Below are 13139 nucleotides of genomic sequence, written 5' to 3'. Positions count from 1 at the left end.
TACACTAAAGCTAAGGATTTGCTTTAGTGTGAAAATAATGTATAAAAGCTAAATATTCGCTTTTATGTTATTCATCTTATATGAACAATTCAAGTTCAAAACGGTCTGGATCAGTTTTTCAGTTAGATAGTGCAAGTGCATTGACACTCAATACAATCACGCTCATGACCTTTATGGCGGCGTCTAGTGCACCGACTCCACTTTATCGTCTATATCAACAGCTTTGGCAATTTTCACCTGTCACTTTGACTTTAATTTTTGCAACTTATGCTTTTACTCTGCTGGGTTCATTACTGATTATTGGTTCTTTGTCTGACTATATTGGACGTCGTCCTGTCATTATTGCAGCCATTTTTCTGCAAATTATTTCGATGAGCTTTTTCTTATTTGCTTCAGATGTTTCGATGTTATTTATTGCACGGGGCTTACAAGGAATCGCAACAGGGCTTGCTGTCTCGGCTATAGGCGCAGCAATTTTAGATTTTAGTAAGCTTCAGGGTTCGCTTATTAATAGTATCGCACCAATGGTCGGAATGGCTGTTGGTATATTTCTAACTTGTTCTATTTTGCAATTCTCTGCCCAACCGTTACAGCTTGTTTTTGAATTTTTATGTCTTCTTCTTATTTGTGAACTCATTTTAAGTTTTTTTACCCCTGAAACAGCCCAAAAAAGATCAGGTGCACTTGCCTCTTTAAAACCCAATATGGCTATTCCCCCACAAACAAAAAGTGCTTTATTTAGTATTAGTCCGATTAATATTGCTCTTTGGATGGTCAGTGGTTTCTTCCTATCACTTATGCCCTCTTTACTGGCAAAAATTTTCCATACTTCATCTGCATGGCTAAACGGTATTATGTTTATGGCGCTCGCCCTTTCTGGTGCGGCAGGTATATTGACGCTTAGAAAGTCGACAAATTATCGTATTTTATTAACAGGTACTCTTTCAATTGCTATTGGTTCTACCATTTTATTTTTAGCAATTAATCTTATAAGTGCAGTAGTTTTATTTCTCGGTTCTATTATTACTGGAGTTGGTTTTGGTACAGCTTTTATGGGCGCAATCCGCACAGTAATGCCTCTAGCTTTACCAGAAGAACGTGCAGGTCTTATGGCTGCATTTTTTGTTGAAAGTTACTTGGCATTTAGTATTCCTGCAATTTTAGCTGGTTATTTTGTTGGGAAAATTGGGCTGATGAGTACAGCAAATAGTTATATTTGTTTTATTATTCTACTATCGTTTGTCGCGCTTCTCCTGATTTTTAAAAACTTTAAAAATAAATAAGCCTAAAAAAAATAGCCTCTATAGAGGCTATTTTTTATTTCATTGGTCACGCCAAGGTTTTAAAAATCGCTTTACATATTTTTTAAATGGCCATGTAAATTGTTTTATAAAACTATTTGGAATTTTATAACCCACCGTGCCATACACGCTTGCCAGATGATTTGGCATATATACACTTTTGAAGATGACATCATATAGAGGAATAAAAGCTGCGTAATTTTTATCAATCGCAGGTTTTTCTGAAGAGTGATGCCAATGGTGGAATTCTGGTGTAGCGATAATCCAGCGCAAATATGGAAAACGAAAACGCACATTGGAATGAATAAAAATAGCGTGAAACGAAATAAAGATTAAATAAGCAAAAACAGCTGAAGTATGAAAACCTAACAGGAAAATCGGTAAAGTCGCAATAAAGCGAGTCATGAGCACTTCAATGACATGCAAACGAGAAGAAGCTAACCAATCCATATATTCAGTTGAATGATGAATCGCGTGAAAGCGCCATAAGAAATTAACCTCATGCATGGCACGATGTAACCAATACACCGTAAAGTCGACCACGATGAGCAACTCAATAAATTGCAGCCAGATCGGCTGAGCTTGTACATAAGGTACAATTGGATTATCAGGTAGATGTGTAATCCAATATTGAATTGGCATAACTGTTAAAAAACTGAATAATTGGATTCCAATATGGCTGACCATGAAATATTTCATATCGGTCACCCACCCTACTCTTAATATTTTTTGTTCAGGATTTTTAGCAAAAAAGCCTTCAAGCGGAATAAAAATGAACGCTAAAATGAATAAGGTCAGTACAAAATAATCGATACCTGCATAAAACGGTACACTTGGCAAAACGGGTGCTTCAATTACACCACAGCCCAAAACTGCTGCTACAAGTGAAAAACACAGCCCGTAAAATCCATATCGGTTTTGACGGATAATGGCACTAAAAGCTCCAAAACCTGCACTAACAATAATGCCTGTGATGAGGCCATAATAAAAAAGATGATAGTGTTTTGCGTAAATAGGACGGAGTTCTGGGGTAGTTAATACACTGGGAAATAAAAAACATAATGCACCAAATAAGCAAAGTAAGCTGAGTGACATGGAAATAAAGGCGCTAATTTTCCCTAAACCTGCGTTAAGTTCTAAATTCTCAAATTTTGCTCTTAATTGATCGGTCATAATTCATATACAGTTCTTATTGTGTATAACGCGAATGCTATCAAAATTTAATAATAAATTGTAAAAAGAACCAGATTTAATTCAGACTAAAATAGATAGATAAAGGAAACTAACTAATTCACCAAATCTCGGGCAAATTAGTCAGTTATTTTAAAATATTTATTTATCTCATACCGTTGAAATAAAATAAAAATAATGAAGTCATGAAATGAGATTTAGACCATTTATTTTTTATATGGAGTCTCATAAGTCGTCTCTGCAACTGGCGAAACGCGCCAAATCGTATTGCCCACATCATCTGCAACTAACACGGCACCTGAGAAATCAATTGCTACACCTACAGGACGGCCATACGCTTTACCTTGGTCGCTGAGGAATCCAGTCAAAATATCTTGCGGTGGACCAGAGGGCTGACCACTTCGAAATGGTACAAAAATGACTTTATAACCACTGTGAGGCTTCCGGTTCCAAGAACCATGTTGACCGATCAATGCCCCACCTCTAAATTGTGGTATCAGTTCGGCTGCATAAAATGCAAGGCCTAAAGAAGCCGTATGGTTGCCTAGTGCATAGTCGGGTTTAATTGCACGAGCAACCATTGCTGGATTTTGCGGTTTTACTCGCACATCTACATGTTGACCATAATAGCTGTAAGGCCAACCATAAAAAGCACCGTCTTGAACCGACGTCATATAATCGGGTACTAGGTCACTCCCAATTTCATCGCGTTCATTAACAACCGTCCAGAGTTTACCGCTTTGAGGTTGCCAAGCCATACCATTAGGATTACGCAGTCCTGTTGCAAATGGGCGAGACTGACCACTTGCAATATCAAACTCTGTAATTTGTGCTCGACCTTTTTCTTGATCTAAACCATTTTCAGCAACGTTACTGTTAGAACCAACGGTAATGTAGAGCTTTGTACCTGCCGCGTTAGCTATGACATTCTTGGTCCAATGGTGATTTAAAGGACCGCCCGGTAAGTCCAACACTTTGGTTCCACTGGCCGTAATTTGAGTTTCACCCTCTTGGTAAGGGAAACGCACGAGAGCATCCGTATTGGCGATATACAAGTTATTACCGACCAATGCCATACCAAATGGAGAATTTAAGTTTTGAAGAAATACCGTTTTCTGATCGGCAACGCCGTCTCCATTGGTGTCACGAAGTAAGCTAATACGGTTTGCACTTGGATGAGATGAGCCTGCACGCCTCATCACAAAAGTCATGATTTTACCTTTAATACCTTTACTGTCTTCTGGTTTAGGCGGAGCATCTGTTTCAGCAACCAATACATCGCCATTTGGTAATACATAAAGCCAACGCGGGTGTTCAAGTCCTTTGGCGAAGGCTTTGACCTTTAAACCTTCTGCTGGAGTTGGCATAGCGCCATTTGGCCAACCTTCTGCTGGGGCTATATTAACGGTCGGTAATAAGCTTGTTTTTGGTTCAGGAAGTTTTGGTTCTGGCCCATAACTATCAGTAATTGGATATTGAGAGGATGAAGCACACCCTGCAACAAGAACTACAACTGTAGTGCCTAAAATTGGCATTAAAAAACGTGTAAGCATCTTTTATCTCCATTTCTTATTTTTTCGCAATAAGCACAGATTAATGCTTTAGAAGAGAGACTTATAGTTTATTTATTTAACCAAACTAAGGATTACCGTCTATATTTTCAAAATTTTAATACATAACTAGTGTTTTCTAGATATTTAAAAGACTCTATTTATCAACTACATATTAATACTTGGCGTTAGGATTATTGCGTAGCATATTTAAGAAACCCTTTTTATCTTTTGGTGAGATCATTACTGTAGCCATTCTTCCATCTTTCATATAATAAATTTTAAGTCGATCTAGCGATAATGCTGGAGAAGAAAGTGGATTATGGGTAGGTTCTATTTGAGTAATATCATTGATATTAATTTTCCATCGAAATACCAAGCTCTTAATGATTAATGTGTTGTTTTCTACTACGTAATACGTGTTAAAGACCGGAAGCCAAATAACCAAAATGACTAAACTATAAATGAAGAGGTGCTGAAAATTTGAAGCTAAAGAATAATGATGATTTGCTTCATAAATTTTCATAAGGATATTGCCAGTGACAACAATAAATATGAGTAAAAGCCACCAATCAATTTTTGATCTAAATTTCAAAGTTATCCTCCATCTTTAAAATTAATTTCTAACAATTTATTGTTTCTAATTTATCTTCTTAAGTTAAAGCAAAACTCACCGCCTCTTTTGCATGAATGGTGGTCGTATCAAATAAAGGAACCGAGAATTTAAGCTCACCAATTAACATACAAATTTCGGTACAACCTAAGATAATTCCTTGGGCACCTTCAGCTATAAGCCTCTCTACAATAGCAATATACTTTTGCTGAGAATCGGGGTTAATCACACCTAAACAAAGTTCTTCATAAATAATGCGATGGACTGTCTTTCGATCTTCTTCATTTGGAATAACAACATCAATTCCATGATCTTGTAATCGAGCTTTATAAAAATCTTGCTCCATTGTAAAAGCAGTCCCTAACAATGCAACTTTACCAATGTTTTGACTCAAAATTTCTTTTGCAGTTGCATCAGCAATGTGTAAGAAAGGAACCGTAATTGAATCTTCAATCTGTGCAGCAACTTTATGCATGGTGTTAGTACACACCAAAATACAATCTGCCCCTGCTTTTTCTAAATTTTGTGCTTGCTCAGCTAAATATGTGCCAGCTTCTTGCCATAAACCCTTCGCTTGCAAGGCTGCTATTTCTTCAAAATCAACACTATTAATAATGACCTTAGCTGAGTGCAATTTTCCTAATTTATGATGAACCATTTTATTAATTTTCTGATAATAAAGCGCTGTCGATTCCCAACTCATTCCGCCTAATAAACCGATTGTTTTCATTATTTAACTCTTCTATCTATTCAAAACTTATCTATATCTCTTATGAGTAAAGCCCAGCTAGAATAAAATTGCTTTCTTTATTGAATTATTATTCATCTTATAAGCTATAATTTTTTAAACTATTTAATAAGAACTCTATGTTAGAAACAGAACGTTTAATTCTACGGCCATTTCTTGAAGAAAACTTATCCATTATGGTCGAGTTTTTGAAAGACAAAGATTTTATGGCCTTTTCACCTCAGGGTGCCTTATCGACTGAAGCAGCAACTGATCGATTTTTAGAAATTTTGGAGCATTATAAAAATTATAATTTTGGCAAAATGGCTATCGTTTTAAAAGATACCCATAAAATTATTGGTTATTGTGGTTTTGAAACTTGTGAGGTTGATGGCAAAGCAGAAGCTGAACTAGGTTTTAGACTTATTAAAACTGAGCGAAATAAAGGTTATATTGTTGAAGCTTCACTTAAGTTACTAGAAGACATGCAAAGTCGAAACTTTAAACATGTTATCGCTTTTTCAGAAAAAGATAATTTACCTGCCCACAACCTATTAAATAAACTTGGTTTTGAAAAAACAAATTCATCTAGTTACATGAATATGGATGTTATCTTTTTCAAAAAAGACCTGTCATTTCTTCGATAAAAATAACGTACTACCTTAAAAAACTTTAAGTGAATGAAGATCTATTGGTTTCAAGAAAACCACTATTAAACCCAAACCATAAAACATAAGAATTCACGCAAAATTCACGACCAGCTCTTTAATTTAATCTTATAAAGTTGGCTTGGATATCGACATGAAAATTATAACTACAGCCCTAGGGTTGATTACTTTGGTAGGTTTAACGGCGTGTAAAAGTGTGCCTAGCTACTCAGGTGACTATGGCAAAGCTGAACAAAAAATTACTGGTGTAGAATTAGATGACCAACAGGCGCTAGATGTCGGCAATCGTTTTGTCGCTGCATTTAATACGCTCGGCACCCCTTCTTTTGTAAATAATGCCAGCAATCTTTACGCTGATCAGCTCTATATCAACGATACACTCTCACAGTTCTCTCAAAAGAAAGATCTCATTAAGCATTTTGAAGGCATGAATGCCCGAGTGAGTAATGTCACTGTAAAACTCATTAGTGCAACTCATCACCAAGATACAGCCTATATCCATTGGTACATGTCCTATGACTTTAAAATGCTAGGTCGTTCAAAAACCATGGCTTCTTATGGAATTAGTCAAATTAAGATTAATGACCAACAAAAAATTATTTTCCAGCAAGATTATTGGGATCCAGCGAATGGCCTCTACCGTTCTTTACCAATATTTGGAGGAGTATATAAATGGGTATTGCCATTCAAAAAAGTCGAATCTTGATATTTCTGGGAATCTTAATCATATCTCAAGCGAATGCGGCTGAACTAAAAAAATGCAGTTCAGCTCCTTTAATGGTGACGGGCAAGAAAGTGGGAAATGTCAGTTACTTTGCTGAAGATTGCCTAAAAAATTGGCAGAGCCAAAGCATCAAAATGGACTTTAGCTATAACCGCGATATTCCCGAGTGGGCATTTAAACGCGCAGCAACCCACTTTTTGAAGAAAAATGTTAGCGGCTTTGATGCGAAATCCCCGCTTAATCATATTAATGAACTATATAGGCCAATTAAGAGTGGAGATCTCTATAGTCTCTACTATCAACATGAAAATCAAAAACTAGAATTAAAATTAAACCAGAAGCTGCTCGGCTCTTTGAACAATCCGAATGCAAATCAATATTTTAAAATCTGGTTTGGTAGTGAACCGTTTAATGCTAAATTAAAACAACAACTATTAAATTAATGGCTTAATAAAATCTCATGGGTAATCACTTTATCCTCATGGTTGAGGACCATTTTGAACTTGCAGCAACAGTCTGCGAATTTCTTGAAGTGCATGGTTATATCGTCGATCATGCACGTAACTTAGATGCTGCACGGACTTTTCTCAAATCTCAGCATTATCATCTTTTGTTGCTCGATATAAATTTGCCCGATGGCTCGGGTTATGACCTATGTAACTGGCTACGTACCGAACAAGGCGTTGATATTCCCGTTCTTATGCTCACAGCAAGAGATACTTTAGATGACAAACTTAAAGGTTTTACTGCTGGCACAGATGATTATTTGGTAAAACCTTTTGATTTTAATGAACTAGTAATGCGGATTCGTGCATTAATCAAAAGAGCAGCTGGCGAAGTTACTCACCATAAAATTCAAATTCACGACTTAATTCTTGATAGCGCAACTCAAACCGTGGTTCGTGCCGGAAATAATATCGAGTTACCCCCTATTCAATTTAAACTATTAAAAATTTTGATGCGCCAGTCTCCAAAAGTGGTAACCAAGCAAGAACTGATGATGGAATTATGGGGTGATGAAGAGCCTGAAAGTGATGCGTTACGCAGTCATATTTATAACTTAAGAAAAATAGTTGATAAACCTTTTGACCCAAAGCTATTACATACAGTGGCAGGTGTCGGTTTAAAAATTGCTTTGGAAGATTCCGCGACTTAACTTAAATAGACCACAACAATTAAGCCTGTGGTTGGCTCCAAATCGAGTTCAGGATGAGTGGTTAAATAATATTGTCGATCAAACAGCTCCACTCTCCATCCTAGTTGTTTGCAAAGCTTTTGTACCAATTGCAAACCAATGCCATGGCCTTTAGCCTTTAAGGAAAGTTGTGAATCGCTGAGCTCTTGCACCTTTACATCGTTAGGTAAAGAAATTCCAATTCCGTTATCTGCAATAATCAGGCTGTTTTTTTGTTGAATAATGTCGATTTGTGAGCCTTGAGAATAGTTCAGCGCATTACGTAAAATATTACCTAAAACCATTTGAGTCATCGAAGGATATAACCAACGCGGCTGTTCAGAAACATCAGGTTGAATATTAATCTGTATCCCTTTACCCGCACTCATCGCTTCTAAACTTTCAACAAGATCCTTTACCGTTTTCGATAATAAATTTTTCTCAGACGGCAAGCTTTTTACCGTATTCCGAGCAATCGCCAGTAAGGTATCAACGAGCAACTGCATATCTTCAATGGTACTGTGAAGACGGACTAAGGATTTATCCTCTCCATATTTCGCCTGACACAGTTGAACATTACCTTTCAAAATGGTGAGTGGAGTGCGTAACTCATGACTCACATCTCCAGTAAATTCTCTTTCGCGTCGGATAAAATCACTTAAAACCTGATGATATTTTTCTAAAGCTTGTTTGAGATATTCGGCTTCCATGTTGCCATTGGTATTAATATCTCTAAAAGGAGATGCCTGAGTATCTTGATGTGCCCAATCAATATTTTCTAAAGCATTCGCTAAGCGCGTAATCGGGGAAAAATAGCGTCTTGCTCTTCGGTTTGACCACCACAAAAAGCTATATAAAACAGATAAGCTGAACATGAGGGGAGCAAGACCAAATAACCAGATCAGCTTATTAACATTGCTTTCGCCAAATACCAACAGAACATGCTGACCATTACGCTCACCATAGACGGTCATTCGTTCTTTACCATCAACGAATACTCGGTGCACGCCACTCTCTAAATGCATGCCCCGAAAAGGTTGAGGCGCGACTTGTGTATTCCACCGATATCCATATAAATTTTTAGTATCTGGTAAATCAGCATTTGGATTACGTTCTATGCGTAACCAGTAATGCTCCATTTCCTGTTCTAAAGCGGTTTTAAGTAAAGAGCCCTTAATCACCCAAGCACTACAAGCCAACCCGACCACGATCGATAATGCAATCAGACCAATCTGCAACCAGTAATATCGATTGAACATTTGGGCTAATGGATGACTCGCTTTGCCATCATGTCGATTTTTTATCATATCTTTATCACCGGGATAGGCTATAGAAATTACTATGATCGCTTTTTAAATAAAAAGTGACCAATGACCCATTCTTGACCTTGCTCAAAACCAAATAACTCAGCACAAGCCATGAAGAAAATACGCCAGCGTTGCCACCAAATATTGGCATCTTTTCCATAGATTTTTTTAAACAGTGGCTTCAGTTCGACTTCTTGATTATCCATGTTATCAAGCCAAGCATTTGCCGTTCTCATATAATGCTCACCCGACCACTGCCACTGTTGAGCCAACTCTAAATGCTCTTGAAAATGCAAAAAAGTCGAAGTCGAAGGCATTAAACCGCCAGTAAAGAAATACTTGGACATCCAATCATAATCTGATTTCACTTCAAAAGGATAATGTAAAAAGCGATGGCAAAAAATATGACACCAAAGTAAGCCGTCTGCTTTTAACCAGCCCTGAATTTTTTCAAAAAGACGTTGGTAATTACGAACGTGTTCAAACATTTCGACCGATACAACACGATCAAACTTGTCTTGGTCTAATTCAAGTATATTCACATCACAGGTAAGCACTTCAACATTGGTTAAACCCCTCAACTCTGCTTGCCGAAGAATATGCTTTTTCTGAGTAGCAGAATTTGAAACAGCCGTAATCTGTGAGCGTGGATAGTTTTCTGCCATCCACAAAGTTAAAGAACCCCAACCACAGCCTAACTCTAAAATGTGTTGACCGTTTTTAAGTTGTGCTCTTTCACAATAAAGCTGAAGAGCCAGCTCTTCTGCCTGATCTAAAGTTGTGGTTTTAGTCGGGAAATAGCACGCACTATATTTAAGTCTTTTTCCAAGCACCGCCTGAAAAAACTCGGTCGGCAATTCATAGTGCTGCTCGTTTGCCTTATCCGTTTCAACCGCGATTTCGCTCTTCTTCAGCATATTAAGCACATCCATGTAGCGATGCGCCCCTTGTTCAGGGTCATAACGGCCTTCTTGGATTAAGCGCTTTTTACTTAAAGCACGAATTGCAGCTCGAATTGCATGATCTGGAATCACACCACTTTCAACAATTTTCAAAGACTGATGAACAATAAAATCCATATGCGCACCTATTTTTTGGGTTTTCGCGGAATAAACATTGATGTTTTTTGTTGATAATCAAGATAATTTTGACCGCGACTTTTAATTGCTTGTTTTTCACTAAATGGAATACCCGTGACGTAATATAAAAATAGCCACATCAGTAACGGATAAATCCACAATACATATTGGCCTGCTGCTAAACCAATAATTGGGTAGGCAAACCAATGTAACCATTCAAAAAAATAATTGGGGTGACGTGAATAACGCCATAAACCCTGATCCATCGTTTTGCCATGATGATCTGGATTTAATTTAAATCGGTATAATTGCTGATCAGCGAGTTGTTCTCCAATGAAAGCAATTGCCATGATGACAGCAGCAATCACTAAAGCGACTTTATATCCACTATTCCATTCAGTTGCCTCTACATTGAGTAGCGCCCACATCGGCAAAAAGAACAAAAGCACTAAAAGTGTTTGAAAGATAAAAAAGAATAAAAAGCCAATATGCTGAAACTTACCCATCGCTTTACGCATGCTCGCGTAACGGCCATCTTCTTTTTGTTCAGATTGATAACGTCTTAACAGATGCCAAAATAATCTTAAAAACCATAAGCCGCTAAAAATACCGATAAAAAGACGCACTTCAACTGGGGCAACTGAAATGAGTAAAGAAGACACGATAATGTTTACTGCCAGACAGAAACTCCATGCAGCATCTACAATTCCAGCTCGGCCATTTAGAGTGGCAAGTAACCAGCTCAGCAACATGATCATTAAATCTAGAATCAGTAAATTCCAAAACATGAGCAGTCTCCTTACTTGAGCTGTTTGAGTTAGTAACTGGTACTTTCAAACAACAAGTGAACATTGCTTATCACGCCTTCTTTAAAACCACCTTCGCAATAACATAAATAAAAATCCCACATGCGAATGAAGTTTTCATCAAAACCTAGAGCCAATACTTGTTCCCGCGCTGCTAAAAACCGCGCTCGCCAGTGATGAAGTGTGTGCGCATAACTTAAACCAATATCATTTAAATGCTTTAACCTTAAACCACTTTCAGAAGCAGTTTGTGTCAATACACTTACACTAGGAATGAAGCTACCGGGGAAAATATAGCGCTTAATATAATCAACTGTATTTAATGCTTTTTTATATCGGAAATCTTCAATAGTAATGGCTTGAATAAATGCCAAACCTTTCGGTTTTAATAGTGCTTTACATTGATCAAAGTATGTCGATAAATATTGCGCACCAACTGCCTCAACCATTTCAATTGAAACCAGCTTATCGAACTTACCTTCGAGCAAACGGTAGTCTTTAAGTTGCACATCAATTCGATGTGCCAAGCCAGCTTCATTTACACGAGTAACGGCTTCATCATATTGAGCTTGTGAAATGGTAATGGTGGTTACTCTACAGCCATAATGTTGAGCTGCATAAATGGCAAAACCACCCCACCCACTTCCAATTTCAACCAAATGATCTAGCGGTTTTAAATCTAACTTTTTACAAATGATCTCTTTTTTTAAATCAGATGCTTCTTCGAGGGTCATGCTTTCATTTTCAAAAACTGCGCTCGAATACATTAAAGACGGATCTAAAAATAATTTAAAAAAGTCGTTGCTTAAGTCGTAGTGCTCGGCAATATTTTTACGGCTACCACTTATAGAATTCTTTCGATTTTGATACCAAGCTTTAAGAAAAAACTGGCTCGCTTGAGCAATAACATTCTGGTTGATTTGGTCCAATACAGCTCGGTTACGTGCCAAGATCTGAATCAACTCGACAAGGTGCTCGCTGCTCCAGTCACCACGAATGTAGCCTTCTGCTGCTCCCAAAACACCATTTTTTAAAATAAGATCCATCAATAAAGGATTGTGAACTTCAATCACAGCATGTAAGTCTGAAACTTCACCGACCGTCCCATTCCACGTGCCCTGAAAAGTGATCTGTCCATGACGTAGTTTGAGAAGACTCTTGAGCAGTAACGGTAGTGAGTCATCTTCACCATAAAGAAATGTTTTTATCATGTCTTATCTACCTTGATCTTTTTAGGATGACGATAAAATGGAACTTTTTTTCGCCACAACTTAAATGCCTCTAAATATATTGAAAACAACATTTTAAAAGGCGCTAGGCTGTTTATAAGAGCATATCGATATTGCTGTGAAGGAAATGTGATGGGCACAAGCTCAAAGCGCATAGTGGCATCAAAGACTTGTTTTTGCTCTTCAAAAAGCTGCATGTGAATGACATTCTGCTGATCTGAAAAACTAAATCGCCAACGGTAAGTCAACTGCATGGGCATGAACGGCGAAACATGAAATGATTTTTCAAAGTTAAAATCAAAACTCTGATAATCACCCACCTGACTTTGTTGTTTTATACAGTCATGTGTATAGACTTTTCGTTCATTCCACGGGGTGTTGGTGATTTCACTAAGAATAAATAACGGTTTTCCGGCTTTATTTAAAACAAAATAAAATACGACCGAATTAAACCGAAAACCTAAACAACGAGGCAAAGCCAAGACTCGAATTTGCCAGTCTGGCCGAAGATGTAAGTGATTATTTTGCAGTATCGCTTTCTCTACTCTATCCCTTATAGAACCGTGATACATGTTTAAAAAATCATTTTTAGATAGCTTTAATACATTCCAATGATCCGTCGACCAGAGTGAACAATCTTTTGTGATATCAACTAATTGATCTGGATCGAACCATAAATAATTTAAGGTCGATGTAAACTCATGCGGTTTAGGGTTATAACGCCGATGACGAATAAGCGCAGGAGCGATAGCAAGTTTATTTAATAACAT

General features: G+C 37.4%; 14 protein-coding genes. 5 read left to right on the top strand and 9 right to left on the bottom strand.

All coding sequences use genetic code 11. The features are described 5' to 3' along the window. The first annotated feature begins 80 nt into the window (after positions 1–80). Positions 81–1283 (top strand): MFS transporter, encoded by a 1203-nt coding sequence (locus JGE69_RS07525; RefSeq protein WP_199112893.1) that lies wholly within the window; start codon positions 81–83, stop codon positions 1281–1283. Between the two features lie 39 nt (positions 1284–1322). Here JGE69_RS07525 and JGE69_RS07520 read toward each other — a convergent pair whose 3' ends face one another. The 4 genes from JGE69_RS07520 to JGE69_RS07505 all read right to left on the bottom strand — a co-directional run bounded on the left by JGE69_RS07520 (position 1323) and on the right by JGE69_RS07505 (position 5385). Beyond that, complete coding sequence (locus JGE69_RS07520) at positions 1323–2474, bottom strand: sterol desaturase family protein (protein WP_060464681.1); 1152 nt, start codon at positions 2472–2474, stop codon at positions 1323–1325. Between the two features lie 224 nt (positions 2475–2698). Further along, the gene (locus JGE69_RS07515; protein ID WP_069123645.1) at positions 2699–4045 is read right to left on the bottom strand and encodes a PQQ-dependent sugar dehydrogenase; all 1347 of its coding nucleotides are present in this window, start codon (positions 4043–4045) and stop codon (positions 2699–2701) included. A 172-nt stretch (positions 4046–4217) separates the two neighbouring features. Beyond that, positions 4218–4637, bottom strand: coding sequence for a PH domain-containing protein (locus JGE69_RS07510; RefSeq protein WP_069123646.1), 420 nt, complete (start codon positions 4635–4637; stop codon positions 4218–4220). A gap of 58 nt (positions 4638–4695) precedes the next feature. Next, positions 4696–5385: an aspartate/glutamate racemase family protein gene (locus JGE69_RS07505; protein WP_199112894.1), complete on the bottom strand. Its 690-nt coding sequence runs from the start codon at positions 5383–5385 to the stop codon at positions 4696–4698. 137 nt (positions 5386–5522) lie between these two features. Here JGE69_RS07505 and JGE69_RS07500 point away from each other — a divergent pair, with 137 nt between their 5' ends. The 4 genes from JGE69_RS07500 (at position 5523) to JGE69_RS07485 (ending at position 7930) form a co-directional block, all read left to right on the top strand. Next, on the top strand, positions 5523–6029 hold the full coding sequence (locus JGE69_RS07500; RefSeq protein WP_033847530.1) for a GNAT family N-acetyltransferase: 507 nt from the start codon (positions 5523–5525) through the stop codon (positions 6027–6029). A 154-nt stretch (positions 6030–6183) separates the two neighbouring features. Beyond that, entirely contained in the window at positions 6184–6756 is a 573-nt protein-coding gene (locus JGE69_RS07495; RefSeq protein ID WP_033847533.1) for a nuclear transport factor 2 family protein, read from the top strand. Continuing rightward, positions 6723–7217, top strand: coding sequence for a chalcone isomerase family protein (locus JGE69_RS07490; protein WP_199112896.1), 495 nt, complete (start codon positions 6723–6725; stop codon positions 7215–7217). The genes JGE69_RS07495 and JGE69_RS07490 overlap by 34 nt, the downstream gene beginning before the upstream one ends. A 17-nt stretch (positions 7218–7234) precedes the next feature. Then, positions 7235–7930, top strand: coding sequence for a response regulator transcription factor (locus JGE69_RS07485; RefSeq protein ID WP_199112898.1), 696 nt, complete (start codon positions 7235–7237; stop codon positions 7928–7930). Here JGE69_RS07485 and JGE69_RS07480 read toward each other — a convergent pair. The 5 genes from JGE69_RS07480 to JGE69_RS07460 are packed head-to-tail and all read right to left on the bottom strand — an operon-like array spanning position 7927 to position 13139. After that, positions 7927–9255 carry a sensor histidine kinase gene (locus tag JGE69_RS07480; RefSeq protein ID WP_199112900.1) on the bottom strand — a complete coding sequence of 443 codons (1329 nt, stop codon included), beginning with the start codon at positions 9253–9255 and terminating at the stop codon, positions 7927–7929. The genes JGE69_RS07485 and JGE69_RS07480 overlap by 4 nt on opposite strands. Before the next feature lie 32 nt (positions 9256–9287). After that, positions 9288–10334 carry an SAM-dependent methyltransferase gene (locus tag JGE69_RS07475; protein ID WP_199112902.1) on the bottom strand — a complete coding sequence of 349 codons (1047 nt, stop codon included), beginning with the start codon at positions 10332–10334 and terminating at the stop codon, positions 9288–9290. Positions 10335–10342: 8 nt separating this feature from the next. Next, a complete protein-coding gene (locus JGE69_RS07470; RefSeq protein ID WP_033847538.1) occupies positions 10343–11122 on the bottom strand; it encodes a DUF1295 domain-containing protein in 780 nt (259 codons plus the stop codon). A gap of 29 nt (positions 11123–11151) precedes the next feature. Continuing rightward, positions 11152–12351, bottom strand: a complete 1200-nt coding sequence (locus JGE69_RS07465; RefSeq protein ID WP_068563399.1) for an SAM-dependent methyltransferase — start codon at positions 12349–12351, stop codon at positions 11152–11154. Then, entirely contained in the window at positions 12348–13139 is a 792-nt protein-coding gene (locus JGE69_RS07460; protein WP_199112904.1) for a DUF1365 domain-containing protein, read from the bottom strand. The genes JGE69_RS07465 and JGE69_RS07460 overlap by 4 nt, the downstream gene beginning before the upstream one ends.

The organism is Acinetobacter sp. C13 (assembly GCF_016809775.1).
Classification (GTDB): Bacteria; Pseudomonadota; Gammaproteobacteria; order Pseudomonadales; family Moraxellaceae; genus Acinetobacter; species Acinetobacter pittii.
Note: the sequence above shows the minus strand (reverse complement) of the source record. Positions and strands in the feature narration are given on the sequence as shown.

Bases quoted from the DNA above. Each gene is read 5' to 3' on its own strand.
- JGE69_RS07515 (WP_069123645.1), bottom strand. From the start codon at position 4,045: ATGCTTACACGTTTTTTAATGCCAATTTTAGGCACTACAGTTGTAGTT.
- JGE69_RS07485 (WP_199112898.1), top strand. From the start codon at position 7,235: ATGGGTAATCACTTTATCCTCATGGTTGAGGACCATTTTGAACTTGCA.
- JGE69_RS07505 (WP_199112894.1), bottom strand. From the start codon at position 5,385: ATGAAAACAATCGGTTTATTAGGCGGAATGAGTTGGGAATCGACAGCG.
- JGE69_RS07500 (WP_033847530.1), top strand. From the start codon at position 5,523: ATGTTAGAAACAGAACGTTTAATTCTACGGCCATTTCTTGAAGAAAAC.
- JGE69_RS07465 (WP_068563399.1), bottom strand. From the start codon at position 12,351: ATGATAAAAACATTTCTTTATGGTGAAGATGACTCACTACCGTTACTG.
- JGE69_RS07520 (WP_060464681.1), bottom strand. From the start codon at position 2,474: ATGACCGATCAATTAAGAGCAAAATTTGAGAATTTAGAACTTAACGCA.
- JGE69_RS07490 (WP_199112896.1), top strand. From the start codon at position 6,723: ATGGGTATTGCCATTCAAAAAAGTCGAATCTTGATATTTCTGGGAATC.
- JGE69_RS07475 (WP_199112902.1), bottom strand. From the start codon at position 10,334: ATGGATTTTATTGTTCATCAGTCTTTGAAAATTGTTGAAAGTGGTGTG.
- JGE69_RS07495 (WP_033847533.1), top strand. From the start codon at position 6,184: ATGAAAATTATAACTACAGCCCTAGGGTTGATTACTTTGGTAGGTTTA.
- JGE69_RS07460 (WP_199112904.1), bottom strand. From the start codon at position 13,139: ATGTTATTAAATAAACTTGCTATCGCTCCTGCGCTTATTCGTCATCGG.
- JGE69_RS07470 (WP_033847538.1), bottom strand. From the start codon at position 11,122: ATGTTTTGGAATTTACTGATTCTAGATTTAATGATCATGTTGCTGAGC.
- JGE69_RS07480 (WP_199112900.1), bottom strand. From the start codon at position 9,255: ATGATAAAAAATCGACATGATGGCAAAGCGAGTCATCCATTAGCCCAA.
- JGE69_RS07525 (WP_199112893.1), top strand. From the start codon at position 81: ATGAACAATTCAAGTTCAAAACGGTCTGGATCAGTTTTTCAGTTAGAT.